The organism is Streptomyces griseus subsp. griseus (assembly GCF_003610995.1).
In the GTDB taxonomy this organism is placed as follows: Bacteria; Actinomycetota; Actinomycetes; order Streptomycetales; family Streptomycetaceae; genus Streptomyces.
The window spans coordinates 1,775,664-1,801,824 of sequence record NZ_CP032543.1 but is presented as its reverse complement, the minus strand read 5'-3'; the positions used below and the strand labels follow the sequence as shown (position 1 = coordinate 1,801,824).

The window sequence follows — 26,161 nt, the reverse complement described above, 5'->3', positions numbered from 1 at the left end:
GTCCGCCAGTGTAATCGTCTTTCTGACGCGATGTCCCGGCGGCCCGGGCAAAATCTGCCCGGGTCCACCGAAACCGCAGGCAGGACCCGCTATCGGCCCCGACCCGCCGGGCTCCTGGGGCTCAGACCCGGTACCCCAGGACCGTCATCATCCCCGCCTCCGCGTGGTAGACGTTGTGGCAGTGGACCATCCACAACCCCGGGTTGTCGGCGTCGAACTCCACGGTCAGCGACCGGTGCGGCAGGACGATCGCGGTGTCCTTACGGGCCCCGGCGGCGTTCCCGCCCAGCGCGAACGTGTGGCCGTGCAGATGGAGCGGGTGCCACATGGCGGTCCCGTTGTCGAAGACGACCCGCACCCGCTCGCCCGCCTCCACCGGCCGCCGCTGCTTCGCGTCGTAGGGCTGCCCGTCGAAGGCCCAGTCGTAGTCGGCCATCCCACCGGTGAGCCGCATCCGGATCGTCCGGTCCGGCGAGCGCCCGGCCAGGGCCACCGACGGATCCGGCACCAGCCGCCCCGCCTCCACCAGCTCCCCGTCCAGCTCCTCGGGCCGTACGGAGGCCCCGGGCGCGGCACCGCTCCCGGTCCGCAGCACGGCGAGGGCGGCGGCCTTCTTCCCCTCCGCCAGGGCGACGAGCGGGAAGACCCCGTCCCCGGCGGTGACGAGGACGTCGTACCGCTCGCCCATGCCCAGCAGCAGCGCATCCCCCTGGGCGTGCCGGACGGGGAAGCCGTCGGTGTGCGTGACGGTCAGCCGGTGCCCGCCGAGCGCGACCCGGAACGCGGTGTCGCCCCCGGCGTTGATGATCCGCAGCCGGATGCGCTCGCCGGCCCGCGCCCGGAACACCTCCGGGTCCTCCGCCACCCGCCCATTGACCAGGTAGTACGGATAGGCGACATCACCGGCATCCCCACCGAGCAGCTCACTGCGGGCACCCGTCATCATCCGTGAGGGCGAGCCGCCGTCCGGATCCTCCGCTGCGGCGGCCTCGGCCCCGGGCATGGAGTGCGCGCCGTGATCCATCCCGCCGCCACCCATCCCCCCGGACAGCTCCTCCCGTACGGCATCGGGCGTCGACCCCGCCACCCCGTCGACCCAGTCGTCGAGGACGACGACCCACTCCTTGTCGTACGCCAACGGCTCCTTCGGGTCCTCCACGATCAGCGGCGCGTACAGCCCCCGGTCCTGCTGGACACCGGAGTGCGGGTGGAACCAGTACGTCCCCGGATGCGGTACCGCGAACCGGTACCGGAACTCGCCCCCCGGCGCGATGTCCCGCTGGGTGAGCCCGGGGACCCCGTCCATGTCGTTGCGCAGGGCGAGGCCGTGCCAGTGCATCGAGGTGGGCTGCGGAAGGTGGTTGGCCAGGGTCAGGTCGAGGGTGTCACCGGCGCTCACCCGCACCTCACGGCCGGGCAGCCGGTCCCCGTACGCCCAGGAGGCGACGGTGGTGGAGCCGCCCAGATCGAGCCGGGTACGGGTGGCGGTGAGGGAGACCTCGCGTACGGGACCGGAGCCGCGCGCCTTCTCGGCCGCCTCGACCTCCTTGCCGCCGGGGGAGACGTACGTACCGGAGTCCTGGGCGCCACCGGGGGCGTGGGAACCGCTGTGGCCGCCCCCGTCGGAACAGGCGGCGAGGACTCCCGTACCGGCGACGGCGAGAGCGGCGCCGAGCACGGCGCGTCGGGTGGGTCGGTGCATGGGCATGCTGAAGACACCTCTGGAGTGCTGTGGTTCGGATCGGATGAAGGGGCGGAGGTGAGACGCCCACTCCTAAATACGCAGCACCGAAACGCTGGCGAGCACCGATATCGGGGGCGGCGGATTCGGCCGCAGCACCCGCAGAAGCCCCGCACCCACCGGCGTACCGAGGGACCGCCCGTCCGCGCGCCCGAGCAGCAGCCAGGCACCGACGAGGGCGAGCCCCCAGGCGCCGAGGACGGCGAGGCAGACGGAGAGCGGGTCCATGCCGCTCATGGGGGAGTGGTCGGGGGATGAATGCGCGGCGTCAGACGGGGCCACGGGCATGTCCGCCGCGTCCGACACGGACACCGGCACCGCAGCCGACGGGCCATGCTCAGCGGCGGGATGCCCGACGGTATGCATGGTCACGATGCCGAGGAGCAGCGCGGCGAGCAGCAGGAGCTGCCCGTACATCACGCTGCCGCCCGTGCCTCCGCCCCCGCTCCGGCTTCCGCCGACCGTGCTGACCATGCCGGCCACCCTACCCCCGGTGGGTATACGGCCGAACAGTGGCCCGGCACCCCGAGGGATACCGGGCCACTCACCCACGGGCTTCTCAACTGCGGGAGTACACCTTCTCCGCCCAGGCCGCGATCTGCTCCTCGGTGAGGTGGTGCGCGAGATCGGCCTCACTGATCATGCCGACGAGCTTCTTGTTCTCGACGACGGGGAGCCGGCGGATGCGGTGGTTCTGCATCTCCTCCAGGACCGCGTTCACATCCGCGCCCGCCTCGATCCAGCGCGGCGTGCCCTGCGCGAGGTCGCCCGCGGTCACCTTGGACGGGTCGTGGCCCTTGGCCACACAGCCGACGACGATGTCCCGGTCGGTGATGATGCCGACCATCCGGTCCGCGTCACCGTTGGCGGAGACGGGCAGCGCGCCCACGTTGTGCTCACGCATCAGCTGCGCCGCACGGTCGAGGGTCTCGTGGGCGGGGATCCAGCGGGCCCCGCTGTGCATGATGTCTTTGGCGGTCGTCATGGGGGATTTCCTCCTGCGTGCCGATGGCACTGCCGTACGGCCCCGAGCGCACCCCATCGTCATCGGCCGGCGGGGGAGGCGCGACCGCAATCACCCGTTCGGGTGCGCTGGTACGGGGCCGGGGGCTGACGTACGGCTCATCCGGCCAGGCTCAGCTACGGGGCTTGGCCCCACGCGCGGCCAGCATGTCGCGCATGAGCCGCAGCTCCGACTGCTGCCCTTCGACCATGCCCCGGGCGAGCCGTTTCTCCACCGGTACGGCACAACGCGAGGCGCACGCCTCGGCCATGGAGACGCCGCCCTTGTGGTGATCGGTCATCAACTGGAGGAAGAAGACCTCGGCCTCCTCACCACGGAGCGTCCCGAGCCGCGTGAGCTCGTCCTCGGTGGCCATCCCCGGCATCAGCCCGGCGCCACCACCACCGTCCCCGTGCCCGCCCGCATGATCACCATGTCCGTCCCCGTGCCCCATCCACGCCATGGGCCCGGCTCCGCCCGGGGCGACCTTGGGCAGCACCCACAGATCGAGCCAGCCCAGCAGCATCCCGCGCTGGTTGGCCTGGGTGTTGGCGATGTCGTAGGCGAGACGGCGTACGTCCTCACCGTCCGTACGGTCGCGGACGATGAAGGACATCTCCACGGCCTGCTGGTGGTGGACGGCCATGTCCCGGGCGAACCCGGCATCGGCGGAATCGACACCGGGAACACCGCTTCCCCCGTCCCCCCGCGCGGAGGCGAAGGCGGCGACCCCGGCGAGGGCCAGGAGGAGGACGACAACACCTCCGGCGACCCACCACACGCGACGAGTCCGTCCCCGCCCCTCACTGTCGGCTGTCCGCCCGGCGTCGGCGGTCACCGCGGGACCGTCTTCAGCCCGCCGGTGCAGGGGGCGCCGGGCTCGGGGGTCTGCGGCCCCTGGACGTACCGCGCGAGGAACTGGTCCACCCGCCGGTCGCCGGCACTGTCCACGGTGACCTGCTTGCCCCAGGCGCTGAGCACGATGGCGCCTTCCTGGTCCGCGTACGGGCTCATGAAGGTGAACGGGGTGCTCCGGACCCGCTCGGCGAGCTTGGCCACATCCCCATCGGCGGCCCTGGTGCTGTACGTGACCCAGACAGCGCCGTGCTCCAGGGAGTGCACCGCGTTGACGTTCGGGACGGCCTTTTCGTATACGTCGCCGTCGCAGTTGAGCCAGGACGGGTTGTGGTCGCCGCCGACGGGAGGGGTCATCGGATAGTCGACATCCCCGGCGGAGTGGGCGCGTCCGAGCTCGGCTGCATCCCAGGACTTGACCCCCGCGATGGTCCCGCCGGTATCGCCGTTGCCGCCGCCGGACGGCTTGTCGTCCTGGCCGGCGGAACCGCTGCTCCGGTTCTCCCCGGCCCCGGACGTCTCCAGCACCATGTACGTACCGAAGACGGCCAGACCGGCCACGACGGCGGCGCTGAGCCCTATGGCGACGGCCCGGTTGCGGGTGGAGCGGGCGCTGCCGGAGGGCTGCCGGGGCGGGGTGGCGTACAGGGGATCGCCGGGGCCGAAACTCATGGCGTCGAGTCCTTCTGCGAAGGGGCGGGAGGGGGAGGACCGGTCCGGTGACCGGTGCGGGCAGGCGGGCGGGAGAGCCGCCGCGGCCCCCGGACGCCACGGTCGCCGATCGTAGTGGGTGGCCGAGTGCTCTCTCTCACACCGTGTGCGTAATCTGGGGGAAATCCCGGGTCGCGATACTGAAGTGTCCCCCTACCCCGGGCGGTGGTGCACGGACCGTCTGAACTGCAAGGATGTGGCAATGGACAAGCAGCAGGAATTCGTCCTCAGGACCCTTGAGGAGCGCGACATCCGCTTCGTGCGGCTGTGGTTCACCGACGTCCTCGGGTTCCTCAAGTCCGTCGCCGTGGCCCCGGCCGAGCTGGAGCAGGCCTTCGACGAGGGCATCGGCTTCGACGGCTCGGCGATCGAGGGCTTCGCCCGGGTGTACGAATCGGACATGATCGCCAAGCCGGACCCGGGCACGTTCCAGATCCTGCCCTGGCGCGCGGAGGCTCCGGGCACCGCGCGGATGTTCTGCGACATCCTGATGCCGGACGGCTCCCCGTCCTTCGCGGACCCGCGCTACGTCCTGAAGCGCATCCTCGCCAAGACCTCCGACCTCGGCTTCACCTTCTACACCCACCCCGAGATCGAGTTCTTCCTCCTGAAGAACAAGCCGGTCGACGGCTCCCGGCCGACCCCGGCGGACAGCTCGGGCTACTTCGACCACACCCCGCAGAACGTGGGCATGGACTTCCGCCGTCAGGCGATCACGATGCTCGAATCGATGGGCATCTCGGTGGAGTTCAGCCACCATGAGGGCGCCCCCGGCCAGCAGGAGATCGACCTGCGGTACGCGGACGCGCTCTCCACGGCGGACAACATCATGACGTTCCGTCTGGTGATGAAGCAGGTGGCGCTGGAGCAGGGCGTGCAGGCCACGTTCATGCCCAAGCCCTTCTCGGAGTACCCGGGTTCGGGCATGCACACCCACCTCTCCCTCTTCGAGGGCGACCGCAACGCGTTCTACGAGTCGGGCGCGGAGTACCAACTCTCCAAGGTGGGCCGCTCGTTCATCGCGGGCCTGCTGACGCACGCGGCGGAGATCTCGGCCGTCACCAACCAGTGGGTCAACTCCTACAAGCGCATCTGGGGCGGCTCGTCCCGCGCCGCCGGAGCGGGCGGCGAGGCCCCCTCGTACATCTGCTGGGGCCACAACAACCGCTCCGCCCTGATCCGCGTCCCCATGTACAAGCCCGGCAAGACCGGCTCGGCCCGTGTCGAGGTCCGCTCCATCGACTCCGGAGCCAACCCCTACCTCACCTACGCGGTTCTCCTCGCCGCAGGCCTCAAGGGCATCGAGGAGGGCTACGAACTCCCGGCCGGCGCCGACGACGACGTCTGGGCCCTCTCCGACGCGGAACGCCGAGCGATGGGCATCGAACCGCTCCCGCAGAACCTGGGCGAGGCGATCTCCCTGATGGAGAAGAGCGAGCTGGTCGCCGAGACGCTGGGCGAGCACGTCTTCGACTTCTTCCTCCGCAACAAGAAGCAGGAGTGGGAGGAGTACCGCAGCGAGGTCACGGCCTTCGAGCTGAAGAACCTGCTGCCGGTGCTGTAGGGGACCGGCCGGCACGGAGCCCGCAGGAACGCCTTCGGGCCCGACAGCACATGCTGTCGGGCCCGAAGGCGTTGAAGCGAGAGCCGGGGCCCGCGTTCTCCGTACTGGCAGTGCGGGGATACCGGCTCGGTGTGACGTGTGAGCACTCACGGATGGTGGTCCGTGGCTCTCTGCGTACGCGGGTGACCGACCGAGGGCGCATCCCTGCGATCACGGACTTCCCCGCAGTGAGGTGGACGGCTCGCGACGGACGCCGAGTCCGCGGCGTACGGGCTTGGCGCGCTACACCGGCGGTGTCCCCGGCGGTGAAGGTGAGGGCGGAGGGTGGGGCAGCGGTGGCCCCGGGTTGGGCGGTGGCTCCGGTGGGCCTTCCCTGTGCCTGCCGTCGGTCCGCAGCCTGCGGGACGGCAGGCCGTAGATGCCGAACGGCGGGAACAGGTCCACGCGGCGCGGGTAGTCGCCCGCCGCGCACTCCTCGCAGAGCAGGTCGCGGCCGGTCTCCGTGTGGCGGGCCGCCGCTACCGGGGCGGTCCAGCAGGCCTCGCAGGTGCGGACGTCCGTCGGGGAGAGAGTGATCATCGGGGCCTCCCGGGCGGGGCCAGGAGTAAGGCGTGAGGGGCAGGCGTACGCATGTGGTGCCTCCGTCTCGGGGGAGTGGGGCGGGCCATGACTCGGTAAGCGGCTGGGTCGGCCGGCCGATCGGCGGCCGGGCCCTACGCGCGGGTCTCGCGCCAGGTGCGGATGAGCTTGGCCGCCGTGGAGCAGACCGCCCCCGCCCGGCAGCCGTCGCACGTCGTCGTGTGGGCGAGCAGGTCGCGGTAGGCCGCGTCGGGGGAATCGGTCGTGGTCACGGTCGCCTCTCTGCTGATCTCGGCCCAGACGAATTCGGTGGTGCGGGTGAGGGTGTGCCCGAAGTGATCGGCCGTGGCCAGGGCGGCGAGGACCGCCGTGTGCTCGGCCTCGGTGAGCTCGGTGGGGAGGTCCGCTTCGACGCGGATGCCGGCCTCGGTGTCGGCCACGCGCGGCTCGGTGCCGAGGGCGGCGGTGAGCATGCCGGTCAGTGCCGCTGCCCGCGCTTGTGCTGAGCGCACACTTCTCCCCTGTGAAGTCGATGTCACTCCATGTAATGCTGAATACTCAGCTTCAACCTGATGGGTTAGCTTTGTCAATATCGAGCCCTGAACGCCGCACCCTCACGGAGCCGCCGAAATGCCTCGCGATACCCCGTACTTGCAGGTGGCCGACAAGATCCGTGCCCGGGTGCTGTCGGGCGAATGGGCGGTCGGCGACAAGCTGCCGTCCCGCTCCCGGTTCGCCGAGGAGTACGGCGTCGGTCAGTCCGTCGCCCAGCGCGCCATGGAACGCCTGATCATCGAGGGCATCCTCGAAGGCCGCGCCGGTTCCGGCACGTACGTCCGCAAAGCCCGCCAACGCCTCAGGATGGTCCGCTCACGCCTCCGTCAGGAGCGGACCGGCTCCCCGTTCCGCGCCGACCTCAAGGACCACGGCGCCGAGGGCACCTGGGAGTGCAGCAGCCGCGCACGGGTCCCCGCCACGGAGGACATCGCCGCCCGGCTGGCGATCGAGCCCGGTGACCTCTGCGTCATGACCCACTACGAGTTCCTCGCGGACGGCCAGCCGGCGCAGCTCGCCACGAGCTGGGAACCGATGGCCATCACCGGCGGTACGGAGGTCCTGCTCCCGGAGATGGGACCGCGCGGCAAGATCGGCGTGGTCGCCCGTATGCGCTCCATCGACGTGAACATCTCCACCGCTCTCGAGATGCCGCGACCCGCCCGCGCCACGCGCGAGCAGGCCAACTTCCTCAACATCTCCGTGGGCGATCTGATCACTCAACTGGAGCGCATCTACTTCGACTCGGAGGGCCGTCCGGTCGAGACCGCCGACATCATCGTCCCGGACATCCGCTGGGAGATCGCGTACGAGATCGACGTCGACGACTCCCGGTTCTGAGCCGGCGCGGCCCTGAGGACGGCTCCCGTGTCACGGTGCGGTGAGCCGCCCTCGGGCCGTCAGGCCCGGATGGCCGACGGGCCCGTGAACTCGCTTGCCGGCGTGTCATCAGGATCTCGTCGCAGACCGCGCCCAGCCCGCGCCCGCGCGCCTCGGGGGCCAGCATCACGACGTACTCCGCGGTGCGGACGGAGGAGTCCGGCAGCGGCGTCGCCACCCCGGCCGGAACCGGGTCGCCGGTGGTGAGGTCGTACACCGTGAAGCGGATGCTGTCCCCGCGCAGTTGATGGACCATGCCCTCCGTGCGGGCCTCCAGGGGCTCCGGGTGCTGGCGCCCGTAGCCGACCGGGAGCGCGGGGTCCTGCTCCCAGCGCCAGTACGTCTCCACCAGGTCCGCCCGGTAGGGGCCGAGCGCGCAGGTGTCCGTGTTGAGCCAGGGGGTGGGGTCAGGGGCGGTGTTCATGGCGGGCTCCAGGTGAGGGAGAGGTGGTCGGGGTCTCACCCGAACCCCCGCCCCATCTCGTCCAGGATCTCGTCGATCACCGCCGCCGGTTCCCTCGCCAGGTCCTCCTCGATCCACATCCGCATCGCGATCCGCAGTGAGGCCAGGAACCCCGCCGCCAGCACGATCGGGCGGACCGGGGCCGAGGGTGGGCCCGGGCGGGCGGCCACCGCTTCGGCCAGGTCGCGTTCCAGGGCCGCGTGGTTGGCCAGCTGGCGGGCGAGGAGGGAGGGGTGGCGCATCGCCAGGCGGGTGCGTACCGCCCAGTCGCGCTCCGGAGGGGCCACGCGTTCCGAGAACTGGGCCACCGCCGCACGCAGGGCCGGCCAGGCCGGTTCGTCGGCGGGGCGGTCCCGGACCGTGCGGACCAGGGCCCGGATCTGCTGCTCCTCGCCGTAGAGGAGAGCGTCCTCCTTGTTGGTGAAGTAGTTCGAGAACGTTCGGCGGGAGATCCCGGCCGCGTCCGCCACCGCCTCGACCGTCACCTGGTCGAAGCCGTGCTCCACGGTCAGGCGCAGGGTCGCCTCGTGCACGGCCTGGCGGGTGGCTTCCTTCTTGCGCTCCCGGAGTCCCGGTCCCGCGGTGCTGCTGTCCATGGAGGCATTATCCCCCGGCGGCCAGATTGTTGCTCAGTGGGCAAAATTGCTCAGTGTGCATGTATGGTGAAGCCTTATCCCCTACGTACGAACCCTCCGGAGGTTGCGCGTGAGCGCAGCACACACCACCGCCGCCCCGGCCGGGGCTCCCGCCCCCGTACCGATGGACCACCGGCACATCCTGCGCGCCCTCAGCGGGCTGCTCATCGTGCTGTTCGTCGCCATGATCAGCACCACCGTGGTCTCGGTCGCGCTCCCGCAGATCATCGGGTCCCTCGACGGCACCCAGTCGCAGTACACCTGGGTCGTCACCGCGACCCTGCTGGCCTCCACCGCCTCCACCCCGATCTGGGGCAAGCTCGCCGACCTCTTCAGCAAGAAGCTGCTGCTCCAGATAGCCATCGGGCTCTTCGTCATCTCCTCGATCGCCTGCGGCTTCGCCCAGTCCACCGAGCAGCTCATCGCCTTCCGCGCCGTCCAGGGGCTCGGCATGGGGGCGCTCCAGGTGCTCGTCCAGGTGATCATCGCCGCGATGATCAGCCCCAAGGAGCGCGGCCGCTACAACGGTTACCTCGGCGGTGTCATGGCCGTCGCCACCGTCGGCGGGCCGCTGCTCGGCGGGTTCATCACCGACGCGTCCTGGCTCGGCTGGCGCTGGTGCTTCTTCATCGCGGTGCCCTTCACCCTGCTCGCCTCCGTGATGCTCGCCCGCACCCTGCACCTCGCCGAGGTCCGCCGGCCCGACACCAAGGTCGACTACCTCGGCGCCTCCCTCATCGCGGCCGGCGTCAGCCTCCTGCTCCTCTGGGTGACCTTCGTCGGCGGCGACTTCGACTGGATCTCCTGGCAGACCGGCCTCATGGTCGGTGGGAGTGTGCTCATCCTCGGTGCGGCCGTCCTCGTCGAGGCGCGCGTCAAGGAGCCCGTCGTCCCCCTGCACGTCGTCCGGCGCCGCGATCCCGCCCTCGCCATCGTCGCGAGCCTCGCGGTCGGCATGGCGATGTTCGGCGGCGCGGTCTTCCTCGGCCAGTATTTCCAGATCGGACGTGGCTACTCACCCACCGAGGCCGGGCTGCTCACCATCCCGCTCATGGCGGGCGTGCTCGTCTCCTCCACCGTCGCCGGACGCCTCGTCTCCAAGACCGGCAAGGTCAAGCCGTACATCGTCACCGGTGTCGTCGTGCTGGCTCTCGGCTTCCTCGGGCTCTCCTTCATCGACCACGAAACGCCCCTCGTCGCCGTGTCGTTGGGGATGCTCGGGGTGGGGGCCGGAGTCGGTATGTCGATGCAGAACCTGGTGCTCGTCCTCCAGAACACCGTGCCCCTCAGCGAGATCGGCGCGGCCAGCGGAGCCATCACCTTCTTCCGTTCCCTCGGCGGCACCATGGGCGTCTCCGTCCTCGGTGCGGTCCTCGCCCACCAGGTCGCCGACAAGATCGCCCACGGGCTGGCGGAGCTGGGCGTCGACCCGGCCGCCTCCGGCTCCGGCGGGTCCACCCTGAACATCGCCGCCATGCCGCCGCAGATCCAGGAGGTCGTCCGGGCCGCCTACGGCGACGCCACCGGGCACATCTTCCTCATCTCGGCCTGCATCGCGGTCGTCGGTGTCGTCGCGTCGCTGTTCCTCACGCCGACCAAGCTGCGCGACAGCGTGGATCTGTAGCCGGCCGGTGAACAGCCCGACAGCCCGCGCCCCGTGGCGCGGGCTGTTGTAGTGTTACGACCCCCCGTGCACCGGTACGGGGGGTCGGACCGAGGAGGTGGGACCCATTACCGCTGGATCAGCCCGGGTGCTCACCTCGTACGATCGCGTCGACCCACCGGCATAGCGGCCGGGCGGACCGGCACCGAGCGATCGCGGAGCGCCCATCGGATTTCCCGAAAGGCGTTCTCCTGCATGTCGGTTCACCCCCTGAGTTCCTTCTCCGCCACCGTTGCCACCCTGCGCCGCGCCGGCTGCGTCTTCGCCGAGGACGAGGCCTCCCTCCTCCATGAGGCCGCCGCGTCCCCCGACCAGCTCGCCTCGCTCGTCGAGGCCCGTGTCGCCGGGCTTCCGCTCGAACACGTCCTGGGCTGGGCCGAGTTCCGCGGCCGGCGCCTGGCCGTGGACGCCGGGGTCTTCGTGCCCCGCCGGCGTACCGAGTTCCTGGTGGCGCAGGCCGCCGCCCTCGCCCCGGAGCGGGCCGTCGTCGTCGACCTCTGCTGCGGCTCCGGTGCGCTGGGCGTCGCCCTCGCCACCGAGGCGGCCGACTCCCTGGGCCGGGTCGACCTGTACGCGTGTGATGTCGAACCCGCCGCCGTACGGTGCGCCCGGCGCAACATCGGCGGCCTCGGGCAGGTCTACGAGGGCGACCTGTTCGAGCCTCTGCCCGCCGGGCTGCGCGGTCGGGTCGACGTACTGCTGGCCAACGTTCCGTACGTTCCGACCGCCGATGTCGAGTTGCTCCCCGCCGAGGCCCGCGTCCACGAACCCCGGGTCGCCCTCGACGGCGGCGGCGACGGTCTCGACGTCCTGCGCCGGGTCGCCGCCGAGGCGCCCGAGTGGCTCGCCCCCGGCGGCAGCCTGCTGGTGGAGGCCAGTGAGCGGCAGCGGGACGCGGCGGTGGGGGTCCTGCGCGGCGCCGGGCTGGGCGCGCGCGTGGTGGTCTCCGAGGAGCTGTACGCCACCGTCGTCATCGGGACCAGACCGGTGGATCACGTGAACCGGTAGCGCGTCTGGCTGTACGGGTCCCCCTTGCCGAAGCCGAACACCGTACGGGGGTGGACCGCGAACACCTGGGCGGCGCCGGCCTCCGGCTGGACGAAGCTGCCGTCCTCGACGTCGAAGTGCCAGTCGGCGCCGTACTTCGCCTCCCACTCCCGGGCCAGCGCGGTCAGCCGGGCGTGGTCCGTCACCCGGTCCGCCCGGCCCTCGACCACCACGTCGAAACCCGAGTCGAGGGCGTTGGCCCCCGTCGTCAGGACCACCTCGGGGTTGGCCGCCAGGTTGCGCGCCTTGCGCTCCGCCGGGCCCGTACAGAAGTGGAGGGCGCCCTGCGCCCAGACGCCGATGAGCGGGGTGACATGGGGGCGGCCGTCGGGGCGGACCGTGGAGAGCCAGTACAGCGGGGCGTCGGTGAGTACGGCGGCCGTCTCCGACCAGGGACGCGCCGTCGCGCCCTCGCTGCTGTAGCCGGCGTGCAGCTCGGTGGCGGGGGGAGTGGTGGAGAGGGGCCGGCCGGGCGTGGACATCGTTCCTCCAGGGTGACGTCGAGGGGGCTGTCAGGTGCTTTCCCGGTAGGGGGACTCCGCCCCCGCACCGAATTCATCGGCACAGGACTAGGCTCGAAGAGCTGTGACGCGGCGAAGGGGCGGCGTGGCGGCTACGCAGATCGGTTCGGGCGGCAGGAGAGCGTGCAATGACGACGGTGCCGGGACGCAGGGGCAGTACGTTCACCAGGCTGCTGCGGCACGGATTCACCGACCCGTCGGCCGCCGAGCGGCTCCTGGAGCTGGACGGCCTCGCCTCCGTACGGTCCGATCCCGTCCTCCTGGAGGCGCTCGGCGCCACCGCCGACCCCGACCTCGCCCTGCGCGGCCTCGTCCGGCTCGTGGAGGCCGAGGCGGAGGACGAGCGGCAGGTGCTGCTGGACACCCTCATCACCGCCAAGCCCCTGCGCGACCGGCTCCTCGGGGTCCTCGGCGCGTCCGAGGCGCTCGGCGACCACCTGGCCCGGTACCCGCGCGACTGGCAGGCGCTCGTCACGTACGAGGCGGTCGACCTGCACCCGGGGGTAGCCGAGTTCGAGCGCGGGCTCGCCGAGGCCGTCGACCCGGACTCGCTCCGCGTCGCCTACCGCCGCTGCCTGCTCACCCTGGCCGCCCGTGACGTGTGCGGGACCACCGACCTCGCCCAGACCGCCGCCGAACTGGCCGACCTCGCCACCGCCACCCTCCGTGCCGCCCTCGCCATCGCCCGGACGGCGGCCCCCGAGGACGCGGCGCAGTGCCGGCTCGCCGTCGTCGCGATGGGCAAGTGCGGCGGGCACGAGCTGAACTACGTCTCCGACGTCGACGTGATCTTCGTGGCCGAGGCGCGCGACGGGGTCGACGAGAACAAGGCCATGCAGGCCGCCACCCGGCTCGCCGCCCACATGATGCGGATCTGCTCCGAGAACACCCCCGAGGGCACCATCTGGGAGGTCGACGCCAACCTCCGCCCCGAAGGCCGCAACGGGCCCCTCGTGCGCACCCTCACCTCCCACCTCGCCTACTACCAGCGGTGGGCGAAGACCTGGGAGTTCCAGGCGCTGCTGAAGGCGCGCGCGGTCGCCGGTGACCCGGAGCTGGGCCAGCAGTACGTCGACGCCGTCTCGCCGCTCGTCTGGCAGGCCGCCGACCGGGAGAACTTCGTCCCCGACGTGCAGAAGATGCGCCGCCGCGTCGTCGACAACATCCCCGCCGACCGGATCGAGAGGGAGCTGAAGCTCGGGCCCGGCGGGCTGCGGGACGTCGAATTCGCCGTGCAGCTCCTCCAGTTGGTGCACGGGCGCAGCGACGCCTCACTGCACAGCGGAACCACGCTGGAGGCGCTGCGGGCGCTCGCCGAGGGCGGGTACGTGGGGCGCGCGGACGCCGCCCAGCTGGACGAGGCGTACCGCTTCCTGCGCTCCATGGAGCACCGCATCCAGCTCCACCGGCTGCGCCGCACCCATCTGGTCCCCGAGGACGAGGCGGATCTGCGGCGGCTCGGGCGGTCGCTCGGGATGCGGACCGACCCCGTCGCCGAGCTCAACAAGGCGTGGCGGCGGCACGCCTCGGTGGTGCGGCGGCTGCACGAGAAGATCTTCTACCGGCCGCTGCTGGACGCCGTGGCGCAGCTGGCCCCCGCCGAGTCCCGGCTCAGCGCGAAGGCGGCGGCGATCCGGCTGGAGGCGCTCGGTTACGCCGACCCCGGCGCGGCCCTGCGCCACCTGGAGGCCCTCTCCTCCGGGGTCTCCCGCAAGGCGGCGATCCAGCGCACGCTGCTGCCGGTGCTGCTCGGCTGGTTCGCGGACTCCGCCGACCCGGACGCCGGGCTCCTCGGCTTCCGCAAGGTGTCCGACGCGCTGGGCAAGACCCCGTGGTACCTGCGGCTCCTGCGCGACGAGGGGGCGGCGGCGGAGAACCTCGCCCGGGTCCTCTCGGCCGGCCGCCTCGCCCCCGACCTGCTGCTCCGGGCCCCGGAGGCAGTGGCGATCCTGGGCGACCCGGAGGGGCTCAAGCCACGCACCCGCGAGCACCTGGAGCAGGAGGTGCTGGCGGCGGTGGGGCGTGCGGGGGACGCGGAATCGGCGGTCGCGGTGGTGCGCGGGGTGCGGCGGCGGGAGCTGTTCCGTACGACGGCCGCCGACATCATCGGCTCGTACGGCACCGAGGACAGCCCGGCCGAGCAGGACCACGGGGCCCTCGTCGACCGGGTCGGCTCCGCCGTCACCGACCTCAACGCCGCCACCATCGCCGGCGCGCTGCGGGCCGCCGTGCGCGAGCGGTGGGGCGACACCCTGCCGACCCGGTTCGCCGTGATCGGCATGGGCCGCTTCGGCGGGCACGAGCTGAGTTACGGCTCCGACGCCGACGTCCTCTTCGTGCACCGGCCGCGCGAGGGCGTGAGCGACGAGGAGGCGAGCAAGGCCGCCAACGCGGTCGTGGGGGAGATGCGGAGGCTTCTTCAGCTGCCCACCGCCGATCCGCCGTTGCTCATCGACGCCGATCTGCGGCCCGAGGGCAAGACCGGGCCGCTGGTGCGGACGCTGAAGTCGTACGAGGCGTACTACCGGCGCTGGTCGCTGGTCTGGGAGAGCCAGGCGCTGCTGCGGGCCGAACACATGGCGGGCGACGCGGAGTTGGGGAGCGACTTCATCGAGTTGGTGGACCCGTTGCGGTATCCGGTGGAGGGGCTCGGTGAGGACGCCGTACGCGAGATCCGCCGGCTCAAGGCCCGGATGGAGTCCGAGCGGATGCCGCGCGGCGCGGACCCCACGCTCCACGCGAAGCTGGGGCGGGGCGGGCTGAGCGACGTCGAGTGGACCGTGCAGCTGATGCAGATGCAGCACGGGTGGGCGGAGCCGGGGCTGCGGACGACGCGTACGCGCGAAGCGCTCGCGGCGGCGTGTGCGGCGGGGCTGATCCCGGCGGAGGACGCGGAGATGCTGGACGAGGCGTGGGTACTGGCTACGCGGGTGCGGAACGCGGTGATGCTGGTGCGGGGGCGTGCGGGGGACACGTTTCCGTCGGACCCTCGGGACGTGGCGGCGGTGGGGCGGTATCTGGGGTACGAGCCGGGGCACGTGGGGACATGCTGGACGACTACCGGCGGATTACGCGGAGGGCTCGGGCGGTGGTGGAGGAGCGGTTCTACGGGGCGGTGGTCTAGGGCCTCTCGTCTGGATCAGGCCGGCCTCGCGGGGCGCCGCCCCGGGCCCCGCTCCTCAAGCGCCGGGGGGCTGGGGTGCGTGGACGGGCTGGAGTGGGCGGACGGGCTGGAGTCGGTGGACGGGGCCACAGGGGATCGGCAACGCTCCACGGACGCCTACGCGCAGCTCCTGCTCGGGCTCCTCCTCGCCGGCCGCCCCCGGCGCCGTCGGCCCGAGGTGTACGCCGCCTTCGCCGCCGAGCCACGTGAGGACCCGGCCGCTCACGGCCCGTCTCCACCTCCGTAACCCTCTCACCAGCCCGCAAGGAGCCCCTACCCGTGTCGTCCTCAGCCGACCTCCTCATCACCGGAGCCCGCGTCCGCACCCTGGACCCCGGACGGCCCGAAGCCACCGCCGTCGCCGTCAGGGGCGGGACGATCGTCGGGGTCGGGGACGCCGACGAGCTACGTGAGCTGCGCGGAGCCGGTACCGAGCAACTCGATCTCGCCGGTGCCACCGTCACCCCCGGGCTGACCGACGCCCACAGCCACCCCGTGTGGGGGCTGGAGATGGCCACCGGTACCGACCTCACCGCCGTCCGCGATCCCGACCAGCTCCGGGCCGCCCTCGCCGCCGCCCCGCGCACCGAGGGGTGGGTGACGGGGTGGGGGCTGGACCACAACGCCTTCGGTGACCTGCCCGTCAGCCACACCCACATCGAGGAGGCCCTCGGCGGTGCGCCCGCCTTCATCCGCCTCTACGACGGGCACTCCGCCCTCGCCTCGGCCGCCGCCCTCCAGCGGGCCGGGATCACCGGGCCCCGCACCTTCGCCCAGCGGTCCGAAGTCGTCTGTGACCGGGACGGGCGGCCCACCGGTCACCTCGTGGAGCACGCCGCGATGGACCTCCTCGCCCCGTTCCTGCCCCGGCCCTCCGTGGCCGAGCGGCGGGCCGGGCTGGTGGAGCTGCTCTCCGCGATGGCCGCCACCGGGCTGACCGGGGCGCATGTGATGGACCTGGGGGACGGTTCCGTGCCCGGATTCCTGGCCGCCGTGGAGGAGGACACCGACCTGCCCGTACGGCTCCGGCTGGCGCCCTGGTGCATGCCGGGCGCGGACACGGAGGTGCTGGAGGAGCTGGTGCGGCTCCAGAGCGAGGCCGGGCGGCTGTGGCGGGTCGGCGGGGTCAAGTTCTTCATGGACGGGACCGTCGAGGGCGGCACCGCCTGGCTGGAGGAGGCCGACTGCCATGGCCAGGGCACCGAGGCGTTCTGGCCGGACCCGGCGGCGTACACCCAGGCCGTCACCCACCTGCACCGCGCCGGTGTCCGCACCGCCACGCACGCCATCGGGGACGCGGCCGTGCGTCATGTCCTGGACACCGTGGAGGGGCTCGGCGGCAGCGGGCGGCTCCGCCACCGCGTGGAGCACATCGAGTCGGTCCCGCACGAGGTGGCCGAGCGGTTCGTCCGGCTCGGGGTGATCGCCTCCATGCAGCCCACCCACACCGCCTACACCCGCGCCGACCACACCGACGCCTGGTCCCGGCGGCTCGGCGACGAACGCGCCGCCCGCGCCTGGCGCTGCCGCGACCTGCGGGACGCGGGGGCCTATCTGGCGCTGGGCTCGGACTGGCCGATCGCCTCCTACGACGTACGGCAGGTGCTGGCCACCGCACGGCTGCGGCGGCTGCCGGGGGCGTACGACACCGAGCCCGTCGCCCCGGAACAGGCGCTGACCGGGCTGATGGCCCTGGAGGGGTGCACCTCGCACGCTGCGGTCGCGGCGGGGGAGCAGGCGGTGGCGGGGCGGGTCGCGCCCGGCTTCCGGGCCGATCTGACCGCCTTCGGGGTGGACCCGGTGGAGGCCCCGGCGGACGAGCTGGGGGAGGCGCCGGTCCGGCTCACGGTGACGGGCGGGCGGATCGTGCACCGTGGCTGAGATCGTGAACCTGGATCGTGCGCCGTAGCGGGGACGCCGAGACAGCGATGCGGGCGGACATCGCGTCCGCCCGCATCCCCGTGGTGTCTACGGTCTCCGTGCCCCGGTCGTCTCCGGCTCCGGCTGCTCCGCCGCCGGGCGTGGCAGCCGGGCCGCCGCCCGCACCCCGGTCAGCCGGCCGCTCCGCTTCCCCGGCACCCACTTCGGCAGGTGCTGCGGCAGCGAGCCGTACCAGGCGCGGGAGACCGCGTAGCCGAAGGCGAGGCAGGCCATGCCGCCCACCGCGTCCAGCCAGAAGTGGTTGGCGGTGGCCACGATGACGACCAGGGTCAGCGTCGGGTAGAGCAGGCCCAGGATGCGGGCCCAGGGCGCCGAGGCCAGGGCGAATATCGTCAGGCCGCACCAGAGGGACCAGCCGATGTGCATCGACGGCATGGCCGCGTACTGGTTCGACATGTTCTTGAAGTTGCCCGAGGCCATGGAGCCCCAGGTCTCGTGCACGAGCACGGTGTCGATGAAGTTGGCGCCGTTCATCAGGCGGGGCGGCGCCAGCGGGTACAGGTAGTAGCCGAGCAGGGCCACCGCCGTCGTCGCGAAGAGGACGAGCCGGGTCGCCGCGTACCGGCCGGGGTGGCGGCGGAAGAGCCAGACGAGGACGCCGATGGTCACGATGAAGTGCAGGGTGGCGTAGTAGTAGTTCATCGACACGATCAGCCATGTCACGGAGTTGACCGCGTGATTGACCGTTTCCTCGAAGGCGAGGCCCAGGGACCTCTCCGCCGACCAGATCCAGTCCGCGTTCTTCAGCGCCTGGGACTTCTGCTCCGGTACGGCGTTGCGCACGAGCGAGTACAGCCAGTAACTGACCGCGATGAGCAGGATCTCGAACCAGAGCCGGGGGCGGCGGGGCGATCGCAGGGATCGGAAGCGGTCCGACCAGCCGGTCTTCCCGTCTTCCTGCGCTGTCACGTCCGTCTCACCCATAGGCAGAGAGTCTTCCATAGAGATTCCCCTGCCCCCGATCATCCTCCGGTTGGGTTCCGGTCGCACGTTCTGCACCTCAAGGACGAGGGCGGGACCCTGTGCCACCTACGGGACCCGTGCCGGGACCGGCAGCCGTCGTCCCGCGCACCACCAGCTCCGGCATGAAGACGAACTCGCTGTGCGGAGCCGGGGTTCCGCCGATCTCCTCCAGCAGCGTGCGCACCGCGGCCTGGCCCATCGCCGTCACCGGCTGCCGGATGGTGGTCAGCGGGGGATCGGTGAACGCTATGAGGGGCGAGTCGTCGTAGCCGACCACGGAGAGGTCCCGGGGGACCTCTCGGGAGAGCCTGCGGGCCGCCCGGATCGCCCCGAGCGCCATCATGTCGCTCGCGCAGACGACCGCCGTGCAGCCGCGCTCCATCAGGGCGGAGGCGGCGGCCTGGCCGCCCTCCAGGGTGTACAGGGAGTGCTGGACCAGCTCCTCGACCTCGTCCGGGGCCAGGCCCAGCTGCTCCCGCATCGTGGCGTGGAAGCCCTCGATCTTGCGGAGCACCGGCACGAAGCGCTTGGGGCCGACCGCGAGGCCGATCCGGGTGTGGCCGAGCGCCACCAGGTGGGTCACCGCCAGCCGCATCGCCGCCCGGTCGTCGGGCGAGATGAAGGGGGCCTGCACCTTGGCGGAGAAGCCGTTGACCAGGACGAAGGGGACGCCCTGCCCACGCAGTTGCTCGTAGCGCTGCATGTCGGCCGAGGTGTCGGCGTGCAGCCCGGAGACGAAGATGATGCCCGAGACGCCCCGGTCCACCAGCATTTCGGTGAGTTCGTCCTCGGTGGAGCCGCCGGGGGTCTGGGTGGCGAGGACCGGGGTGTACCCCTGCCGGGTCAGCGCCTGGCCGATGACCTGGGCCAGCGCCGGGAAGATCGGGTTCTCCAGCTCGGGGGTGATCAGTCCGACCAGGCCCGCGCTGCGCCGGCGCAGCCGTACGGGGCGTTCGTAGCCCAGGACGTCGAGGGCCGCGAGAACGGATTCGCGGGTGGTCGCCGCGACCCCGGGCTTGCCGTTCAGGACTCGGCTGACCGTCGCTTCGCTGACCCCCGCCTGATTTGCGATATCGGCAAGCCGTGCGGTCATGTCAGTGGACTGTACCGGGCCGGTGTCGGATTGCCCACCGTGCGTCGCCCGGGCGTACACGCCCCCGAACCGGCAGGGGTAGAGCCCCGCATGCCGGCAAGGTCTTGCAAGCTCTTGCGGCCTCCCGCTGCGGGCTGCGGTCGGATCGTCGCACTGCGGTGATGCCGTACGTATTCCCCGTGTGGCCTGCCCTTGCCAGGGGTCCACCGGTTCCGTCAAGGGGGTTGACGGCAACCTTGAGGACACGCGAATGTAACGATCAGCAGGGCTTGCAGAAATCTTCCGCAAGGTCTTTCGGTGGTCTTTCATCCTTGTTACGTTCACGTCGACCCGGCGCCGCGACGGAGCGGTACGGCAGTTGAAGGAGTTCAGATGCGACGTGGCATAACGGCCACCGCCCTGGTCGCGGCCCTGGCGCTCGCGGCGACCGCCTGCGGCAGCGGCGACGAGACCGGCGGCAGCAAGAGCTCGGGTGAGCTCTCCGGCACCGTCACCTGGTGGGACACCTCCAGCGTCGGCAGCGAGGACAAGGTCTTCAAGAAGCTGGCCGAAGGCTTCGAGAAGAAGCACCCGAAGGTCGACGTCAAGTACGTCAGCGTCCCCTTCGGCGACGCGCAGAACAAGTTCAAGAACGCGGCCCAGGCCGGCAGCTCCGCCCCCGACGTGATCCGCTCCGAGGTCGCCTGGACGCCTGACTTCGCCTCCCTCGGCTACCTGGCCCCGCTGGACGGCACCGCCGCCCTGAAGAACCAGGACGACTTCCTGCCGCAGGCCGTCGCGTCCACCAAGTTCGAGGACAAGACCTACGCGGTTCCGCAGGTCATCGACTCCATGGGCATCTTCTACAACAAGAAGCTGATGGAGAAGGCGGGCGTCGAGCCGCCCACCAACCTGGAAGAGCTCAAGGCCTCCGCCAAGAAGATCAAGGACAAGACCGGCAAGACCGGCCTCTACCTGCGCGGCGACGACCCGTACTTCTTCCTCTCCTTCCTCTACGGCGAGGGCGGCGACCTGGTCGACGCCGAGACCAAGACCGTCACCGTGGACAAGCCCGAGGGCGTCAAGGCGTTCAAGGCGGTCAAGGCCCTGGTCGACGACGGCACCGCGAAGACGGATGCCTCGGACGGCTGGGAGAACATGATGCAGGCGTTCAAGAACGGCGACGTCGCGATGATGATCAACGGCCCCTGGGCCGTCGCCGACACGCTGACCGGCAAGGAGTTCACGGACAAGGACAACCTGGGCATCGCCACGGTCCCGGCCGGCTCCGCCGCGCACGGCGCCCCGCAGGGCGGTCACAACCTCGCCGTCTACGCCGGTTCGAAGAACCTGGAGGCCTCCTACGCCTTCGTCGAGTACATGACCTCCGTGGAGTCCCAGGCCACCACCGCCGGTGAGCTGAACCTGCTGCCGACGCGCACCTCCGCGTACGCCAAGAAGGAAGCCGTCAACAGCGAGATCGTCGGCTTCTTCAAGCCGGTCGTCGAGACCGCCGTCGAGCGCCCCTGGATCCCCGAGGGCGGCAGCCTCTTCGCCCCGCTCGGCATCGAGTACACCAAGGTCCTCACCGGCCAGACCACGCCGGAGAAGGCCGCGAAGACCACCGGCGACGCGTACCGCAAGCTCCTGAAGGACTGGAAGTAACAGGAAGGTTGGCCGACTGATGGCTGTCCACACCAGCCAGTCGGTGGTGAAGGCCGCGGGCGATGACGTCGCCCGCGGCCGGAGCCGCGGTACTGGCACCCCACCACCGGCCCCCGGCCGTTTCCGGCGCGGCCTGTCGACCCACTGGTACGCCTGGACCATGGTCGCCCCGGTCGTCCTCGTGATCAGCGTGATCATCGGATACCCGCTGCTGCGCGGGATCTACCTGTCGATGACCGACGCCAACGAGCGCAACGTCGCACGCACGATCGGCGTCAACGAACTGCCCGCCACCTACAAGTTCGTCGGCGCCGACAACTACATCGACGCGCTGACCGGTTCGCAGTTCCTCGGCACGCTCGGCTGGACGCTGGTGTGGACGGTCTCCTGTGTGAGCATCACGTTCGCGCTCGGCATGGCGCTGGCCAACATCCTCAACCGCAGGATCGCCGGCCGCTCGGCCTACCGCATGGCCCTGATCCTGCCCTGGGCCATCCCCGGCTTCGTCTCGGTCTTCGCCTGGCGCTTCCTCTACAACGAGGAGCGCGGCCTGCTCAACACCGTCCTCGGCGGCATCGGCATCGACGGCATCCCGTGGCTGAACGACCCGACCTGGGCCAAGTTCGCGGTCATCGCCGTCAACGTCTGGCTCGGCATCCCCTTCATGATGGTCGCCCTGCTCGGCGGATTGCAGTCCATCCCCTCGGAGCAGTACGAGGCCGCCGAGATGGACGGGGCCACCGCCTGGCAGCGGTTCCGCCACATCACGCTGCCCGGCCTGCGCCCGGTCTCCACCACGGTGATCCTGCTCTCCACCATCTGGACCTTCAACATGTTCCCGGTGATCTTCCTGCTCACCCGCGGCGGACCCGGTGAGGCCACCCAGATCCTCGTCACCCAGGCGTACAAGTTCTCCTTCGAGATCAGCCCGCGCGACTTCGCGCAGTCCTCCACCTGGGGCGTGCTGATCCTCGTACTCCTGATGCTCTTCGCCGTGGTCTACCGGCGAGTCCTGCGCTCCCAGGGAGACAACTGGTGACCACCGCTGCCGACACCTCCGCACGCCCCACCGGGCGCAAGGTCCGCCTCCGGGGCGACCGCTCGCCGCTCGCCTCCGTCGCGCTGCACCTCACCCTGATCACCGCCTCGGTGATCGCGGTCTTCCCGGTGCTGTGGGTCCTGCTGACCTCGCTCAAGCCCGCGAAGTACGCGACGACCACGGACTTCTTCCGCGAGACCACGTTCGTCAACTACACGAACCTGATCCGCGACACCGAGTTCCTCACCTGGTTCGCCAACTCCGCGATCATCGCCGGGCTCTCCACCGTCATCGGCGTGTTCGTCGCCGCCACCACCGGCTACGCGGTCAGCCGCTTCCGCTTCCCCGGCAAGCGCGGGCTGATGTGGACGCTGCTGATCACCCAGATGTTCCCGGTCGCCGTCCTCATCGTGCCGATCTACAACATCATGGCGAGCATGGGCCTGCTCAACCAGCCCGCCGGTCTCGTCATCACCTACCTCACCATCTCGGTGCCGTTCTGCGCCTGGATGATGAAGGGCTTCTTCGACACCATCCCGCGTGAGATCGACGAGTCGGGCGAGGTCGACGGACTCACCCCGTTCGGCACCTTCTGGCGCCTCATCCTGCCGCTGGCCAAGCCGGGCCTCGCGGTCACCGCGTTCTACTCCTTCATCACCGCCTGGGGCGAAGTGGCGTACGCCTCCGCCTTCCTGGTCGGTGACGAGAACCTGACGCTCGCCGGCGGACTCCAGAAGTTCGTCAACCAGTACGGCGCCCAGTGGGGCCCGATGACCGCGGCCTCCGTGCTCATCGCCATCCCGGCCGCCCTGGTCTTCCTGTTCGCGCAGAAGCACCTGGTCACCGGAGTGTCCGCCGGGGCCGTCAAGGGCTGACCCGCCAGGACGCCACCACCCGCACGCACCACCGCATTTGTCACGGCGGCGCCGGAGACCCCGACCCGGCCACCGGCGCCGCTCCCCACCCAGACACCCCAGGGACGACATGACCCAGCACCTCGCTGCCCCCTCCACCGGCACGTCCGACGACGCCCCGGGCCACCGCACCGGCTGGTGGCAGGACGCGGTGATCTACCAGGTCTATCCGCGGAGCTTCGCCGACGGCAACGGCGACGGCATGGGCGACCTCGCCGGCGTCACCGCCCGCCTGCCCTACCTGCGGGACCTCGGTGTCGACGCGGTGTGGCTCTCCCCCTTCTACGCCTCCCCGCAGGCCGACGCCGGGTACGACGTCGCGGACTACCGGGCCATCGACCCGATGTTCGGCACCCTGCTGGACGCCGACGCCCTGATCCGCGAGGCGCACGGCCTGGGCCTGCGCATCATCGTCGACCTGGTCCCCAACCACTCCTCCGACCAGCACGAGTGGTTCAAGCGCGCCCTGGCCGAGGGCCCCGGCTCCGCCCTGCGCGAGCGCTACCACTTCCGCCCGGGCCAGGGCACGAACGGCGAACTCCCGCCCAACGACTGGGAGTCCATCTTCGGCGGCCCCGCCTGGACCCGTACGGTGAACCCCGACGGCATCCCCGGCGACTGGTACCTCCACCTCTTCGCCCCCGAGCAGCCCGACTTCAACTGGGAGCACCCGGCCGTCGCCGACGAGTTCCGCTCCATCCTGCGGTTCTGGCTGGACATGGGCGTCGACGGCTTCCGGGTCGACGTCGCCCACGGCCTGGTCAAGGCGGAGGGCCTGCCCGACCTCGGCTCCCACGACCAGCTCAAGCTGCTCGGCAACGACGTGATGCCCTTCTTCGACCAGGACGGCGTGCACGCGATCTACCGCAGCTGGCGCACCATCCTGGACGAGTACCCCGGCGAGAGGATCGCGGTCGCCGAGGCCTGGACCCCGACCGTGGAGCGCACCGCCAACTACGTGCGTCCCGACGAGATGCACCAGGCGTTCAACTTCCAGTACCTGGCCACCGCCTGGGACGCGGAGGAGCTGCGCAAGGTCATCGACACCTCCCTCGACGCCATGCGCCCGGTCGGCGCCCCCACCACCTGGGTGCTCTCCAACCACGACGTCACCCGGCACGCCACCCGCTTCGCCAACCCGGCGGGGCTCGGCACCCAGATCCGTACCCCCGGCGACCGTGAACTCGGCCTGCGCCGGGCCCGCGCCGCCACCCTGCTGATGCTCGCCCTGCCCGGCTCCGCCTACGTCTACCAGGGCGAGGAGCTGGGCCTGCCCGACGTCACCGATCTGCCCGACGAGGCCCGCCAGGACCCCTCGTTCTTCCGCGCCGAGGGCCAGGACGGCTTCCGGGACGGCTGCCGCGTCCCGATCCCGTGGAACCGCGAGGGCACGTCGTACGGGTTCGGCGAAGGAGGCAGCTGGCTCCCGCAGCCCGCCGGCTGGGGCGAGCTGTCCGTGGAGGCGCAGACCGGTGTGGAGGGGTCCACGCTGGAGCTGTACCGGGCCGCGATCGCCGCCCGCCGCGACCACCCGGGCCTGGGCGCGGGCACGGACGTGGAGTGGCTGGACGGCCCCGAGGGCGTCCTCGTCCTCGCCCGCCCCGGCTTCGTCTGCACGGTCAACACCACGGGCGCCCCGGTCCGGATCGCCGCCCGCGGCCGGGTGCTGCTCGCCAGCTCCCCGGTCACCGTGGACGGTGCCGAGGCCGTGCTCCCCGCCGACACGACGGTGTGGTGGACGGTGTGACACTGCCCGCACCCAGGACCACGGCCGCGCCCCGCCTCTCCGACATCGCCGGCCAGGCGGCGGTGAGCGAGGCGACGGTCAGCCGGGTCCTGAACGGGAAGCAGGGCGTCGCGGACACCACGCGTCAGCGGGTGCTCGCGGCCCTCGACATCCTGGGCTACGAGCGGCCCGTACGGCTGCGGCAGCGCAGCGCCGGACTGATCGGCCTGGTGACACCCGAACTCACCAACCCGATCTTCCCGGCGTTCGCGCAGTCCGTCGAACAGGTGCTGGCCGGGCACGGCTACACGCCCGTGCTCTGCACCCAACTCCCGGGCGGCGCGACGGAGGACGAGCTGGTCGAACAGCTGGTGGAGCGTGGCGTGGGCGGCATCGTCTTCCTCTCCGGGCTGCACGCCGACACCTCGGCCGACCCGGCCCGGTACGCCGCGCTGACCGAGCGCGGGGTGCCGTTCGTCCTGATCAACGGCTACAACGAGCGGATCAGCGCCCCGTTCGTCTCGCCCGATGACAACGCTGCCGTACGGATGGCCGTCGGCCACCTCGCCGATCTCGGCCACCGCCGCATCGGCCTCGCGATCGGCCCCCAGCGGTACGTCCCCTCGCGCCGCAAGCGGGACGGGTTCGTGGAGGCGGCGGTCTCGCTGCTGGGCATGGACCGGGCGGAGGCCGAAGGGCTCGTCTGCTCCACCCTGTTCAGCGTCGAGGGCGGCCAGGTGGCGGCGGGCGCCCTGCTGGACGCGGGGTGCACCGGCATCGTCTGCGGCAGCGACCTGATGGCCCTGGGGGTCGTGCGCACCGCCCGGGGGAGGGGACTCGACGTCCCCCGGGACGTCTCGGTCGTCGGCTTCGACGACTCGCAGCTCATCGCCTTCACCGACCCGCCGCTGACCACCGTGCGCCAGCCCGTGCAGGCGATGGCGGCAGCGGCGGTGGGAGCACTGCTGGAGGAGATCGGCGGGAGTCCGGTGCAGCGCACCGAGTACGTCTTCCAGCCGGAGCTGGTGGTACGGGGTTCGACGGCGGCGGTACGCGCGGAGGGCTGACGAGGCCCGCGGGGCACGTACAGAGAGGCGTCCGGGAGTCGGCCCAGGAAGGGCCGGCGGGGAGTTGTGCGACTCCTGGACGCCTCTCTTGTCGTGACCGGCCCGGCCGGCCGGGCGCGTGGAGTCCGGGCACGGTGAAGCGCCGGAACCCTCGGCCGACCGGACCGGAGTCAGGTGAAACGTAACAGGCTCGCAATATCTTGCGAAAGACCTTGCAGCGAGAAACCGCGAAGAAAAATGGCGTGTTTCGTGGATGTGAGCGGGGCGTGTCCAAAGGGTTGACCGGCGCCTGGCGGCCTCGTACGGTCTGGTCCGCGGCAAGGTTTGCATTCTTGCAGCAAGAACCTTCAGGAGCCTTGAGGGCATGGCGCGTTGCCGGCTGAGGCTGCACCGTC

General features: G+C 71.3%; 23 protein-coding genes and 1 pseudogene. 12 read left to right on the top strand and 12 right to left on the bottom strand.

From position 1 onward, the window contains the following. Positions 1-121: 121 nt before the first annotated feature. The 5 genes from D6270_RS08320 to D6270_RS08300 all read right to left on the bottom strand — a co-directional run bounded on the left by D6270_RS08320 (position 122) and on the right by D6270_RS08300 (position 4,271). Positions 122-1,702 carry a multicopper oxidase family protein gene (locus D6270_RS08320; RefSeq protein ID WP_391039557.1) on the bottom strand — a complete coding sequence of 527 codons (1,581 nt, stop codon included), beginning with the start codon at positions 1,700-1,702 and terminating at the stop codon, positions 122-124. 72 nt (positions 1,703-1,774) lie between these two features. Then, positions 1,775-2,215, bottom strand: coding sequence for a hypothetical protein (locus D6270_RS08315; protein WP_204117143.1), 441 nt, complete (start codon positions 2,213-2,215; stop codon positions 1,775-1,777). An 85-nt stretch (positions 2,216-2,300) separates the two neighbouring features. After that, positions 2,301-2,726, bottom strand: a complete 426-nt coding sequence (locus tag D6270_RS08310) for a CBS domain-containing protein (RefSeq protein ID WP_109166007.1) — start codon at positions 2,724-2,726, stop codon at positions 2,301-2,303. Positions 2,727-2,877: 151 nt separating this feature from the next. Further along, positions 2,878-3,525 (bottom strand): DUF305 domain-containing protein, encoded by a 648-nt coding sequence (locus D6270_RS08305; RefSeq protein ID WP_382772667.1) that lies wholly within the window; start codon positions 3,523-3,525, stop codon positions 2,878-2,880. Between the two features lie 53 nt (positions 3,526-3,578). Further along, entirely contained in the window at positions 3,579-4,271 is a 693-nt protein-coding gene (locus tag D6270_RS08300; protein WP_109166009.1) for a thioredoxin-like domain-containing protein, read from the bottom strand. Between the two features lie 241 nt (positions 4,272-4,512). Here D6270_RS08300 and glnA point away from each other — a divergent pair, with 241 nt between their 5' ends. Further along, the gene (gene glnA, locus D6270_RS08295) at positions 4,513-5,874 is read left to right on the top strand and encodes a gamma-glutamylpolyamine synthetase GlnA2 (RefSeq protein ID WP_109166010.1); all 1,362 of its coding nucleotides are present in this window, start codon (positions 4,513-4,515) and stop codon (positions 5,872-5,874) included. Between the two features lie 282 nt (positions 5,875-6,156). Here the strand turns inward: glnA and D6270_RS08290 are convergent, their stop codons facing one another. Both D6270_RS08290 and D6270_RS08285 read right to left on the bottom strand, forming a co-directional pair. Continuing rightward, a complete protein-coding gene (locus D6270_RS08290; protein WP_109166011.1) occupies positions 6,157-6,453 on the bottom strand; it encodes a hypothetical protein in 297 nt (98 codons plus the stop codon). A gap of 134 nt (positions 6,454-6,587) precedes the next feature. After that, positions 6,588-6,926 carry a hypothetical protein gene (locus tag D6270_RS08285; protein WP_109166012.1) on the bottom strand — a complete coding sequence of 113 codons (339 nt, stop codon included), beginning with the start codon at positions 6,924-6,926 and terminating at the stop codon, positions 6,588-6,590. A 157-nt stretch (positions 6,927-7,083) separates the two neighbouring features. Here D6270_RS08285 and D6270_RS08280 point away from each other — a divergent pair, with 157 nt between their 5' ends. Further along, positions 7,084-7,848 carry a GntR family transcriptional regulator gene (locus D6270_RS08280; RefSeq protein WP_109166013.1) on the top strand — a complete coding sequence of 255 codons (765 nt, stop codon included), beginning with the start codon at positions 7,084-7,086 and terminating at the stop codon, positions 7,846-7,848. Here D6270_RS08280 and D6270_RS32870 read toward each other — a convergent pair. Both D6270_RS32870 and D6270_RS08270 read right to left on the bottom strand, forming a co-directional pair. Continuing rightward, positions 7,784-8,236 carry a GNAT family N-acetyltransferase gene (locus tag D6270_RS32870; RefSeq protein WP_382772814.1) on the bottom strand — a complete coding sequence of 151 codons (453 nt, stop codon included), beginning with the start codon at positions 8,234-8,236 and terminating at the stop codon, positions 7,784-7,786. The two genes, D6270_RS08280 and D6270_RS32870, sit on opposite strands and share 65 nt — an antisense overlap. A 110-nt stretch (positions 8,237-8,346) precedes the next feature. Next, the gene (locus D6270_RS08270; protein WP_109166014.1) at positions 8,347-8,946 is read right to left on the bottom strand and encodes an acyl-CoA-like ligand-binding transcription factor; all 600 of its coding nucleotides are present in this window, start codon (positions 8,944-8,946) and stop codon (positions 8,347-8,349) included. Positions 8,947-9,109: 163 nt separating this feature from the next. On the opposite strand from D6270_RS08270, the gene D6270_RS08265 reads away from it, so the two are divergent. Further along, positions 9,110-10,609 (top strand): MDR family MFS transporter, encoded by a 1,500-nt coding sequence (locus tag D6270_RS08265; protein ID WP_109167544.1) that lies wholly within the window; start codon positions 9,110-9,112, stop codon positions 10,607-10,609. 234 nt (positions 10,610-10,843) lie between these two features. After that, the gene (locus D6270_RS08260; RefSeq protein ID WP_109166015.1) at positions 10,844-11,656 is read left to right on the top strand and encodes a putative protein N(5)-glutamine methyltransferase; all 813 of its coding nucleotides are present in this window, start codon (positions 10,844-10,846) and stop codon (positions 11,654-11,656) included. Here the strand turns inward: D6270_RS08260 and D6270_RS08255 are convergent. Continuing rightward, positions 11,641-12,177, bottom strand: coding sequence for a pyridoxamine 5'-phosphate oxidase family protein (locus tag D6270_RS08255; RefSeq protein WP_109166016.1), 537 nt, complete (start codon positions 12,175-12,177; stop codon positions 11,641-11,643). The two genes, D6270_RS08260 and D6270_RS08255, sit on opposite strands and share 16 nt — an antisense overlap. A 167-nt stretch (positions 12,178-12,344) precedes the next feature. Here D6270_RS08255 and D6270_RS08250 point away from each other — a divergent pair. The 3 genes and pseudogenes from D6270_RS08250 (at position 12,345) to D6270_RS08240 (ending at position 17,260) form a co-directional block, all read left to right on the top strand. After that, positions 12,345-15,340 (top strand): annotated as a pseudogene (locus tag D6270_RS08250) (bifunctional [glutamine synthetase] adenylyltransferase/[glutamine synthetase]-adenylyl-L-tyrosine phosphorylase). 79 nt (positions 15,341-15,419) lie between these two features. Next, positions 15,420-15,626, top strand: coding sequence for a hypothetical protein (locus D6270_RS08245; RefSeq protein ID WP_109166018.1), 207 nt, complete (start codon positions 15,420-15,422; stop codon positions 15,624-15,626). A gap of 32 nt (positions 15,627-15,658) precedes the next feature. Next, positions 15,659-17,260: an amidohydrolase gene (locus tag D6270_RS08240; protein ID WP_109166019.1), complete on the top strand. Its 1,602-nt coding sequence runs from the start codon at positions 15,659-15,661 to the stop codon at positions 17,258-17,260. Between the two features lie 87 nt (positions 17,261-17,347). Here the strand turns inward: D6270_RS08240 and D6270_RS08235 are convergent, their stop codons facing one another. Further along, positions 17,348-18,244 carry a phosphatase PAP2 family protein gene (locus D6270_RS08235; protein WP_225976788.1) on the bottom strand — a complete coding sequence of 299 codons (897 nt, stop codon included), beginning with the start codon at positions 18,242-18,244 and terminating at the stop codon, positions 17,348-17,350. Positions 18,245-18,320: 76 nt separating this feature from the next. Beyond that, positions 18,321-19,376: a LacI family DNA-binding transcriptional regulator gene (locus D6270_RS08230; RefSeq protein WP_109166021.1), complete on the bottom strand. Its 1,056-nt coding sequence runs from the start codon at positions 19,374-19,376 to the stop codon at positions 18,321-18,323. Between the two features lie 372 nt (positions 19,377-19,748). Between D6270_RS08230 and D6270_RS08225 the strand changes: the two genes are divergently transcribed. The 5 genes from D6270_RS08225 to D6270_RS08205 all read left to right on the top strand — a co-directional run bounded on the left by D6270_RS08225 (position 19,749) and on the right by D6270_RS08205 (position 25,766). Next, the gene (locus tag D6270_RS08225) at positions 19,749-21,020 is read left to right on the top strand and encodes an extracellular solute-binding protein (protein ID WP_109166022.1); all 1,272 of its coding nucleotides are present in this window, start codon (positions 19,749-19,751) and stop codon (positions 21,018-21,020) included. A 19-nt stretch (positions 21,021-21,039) separates the two neighbouring features. Beyond that, entirely contained in the window at positions 21,040-22,059 is a 1,020-nt protein-coding gene (locus D6270_RS08220) for a carbohydrate ABC transporter permease (protein ID WP_109166023.1), read from the top strand. Continuing rightward, positions 22,056-22,934, top strand: a complete 879-nt coding sequence (locus tag D6270_RS08215) for a sugar ABC transporter permease (protein WP_109166024.1) — start codon at positions 22,056-22,058, stop codon at positions 22,932-22,934. The genes D6270_RS08220 and D6270_RS08215 overlap by 4 nt, the downstream gene beginning before the upstream one ends. A 109-nt stretch (positions 22,935-23,043) precedes the next feature. After that, a complete protein-coding gene (locus D6270_RS08210) occupies positions 23,044-24,720 on the top strand; it encodes a glycoside hydrolase family 13 protein (protein WP_109166025.1) in 1,677 nt (558 codons plus the stop codon). Then, positions 24,705-25,766 (top strand): LacI family DNA-binding transcriptional regulator, encoded by a 1,062-nt coding sequence (locus D6270_RS08205; RefSeq protein ID WP_204117144.1) that lies wholly within the window; start codon positions 24,705-24,707, stop codon positions 25,764-25,766. The genes D6270_RS08210 and D6270_RS08205 overlap by 16 nt, the downstream gene beginning before the upstream one ends. Positions 25,767-26,161: the final 395 nt, after the last annotated feature.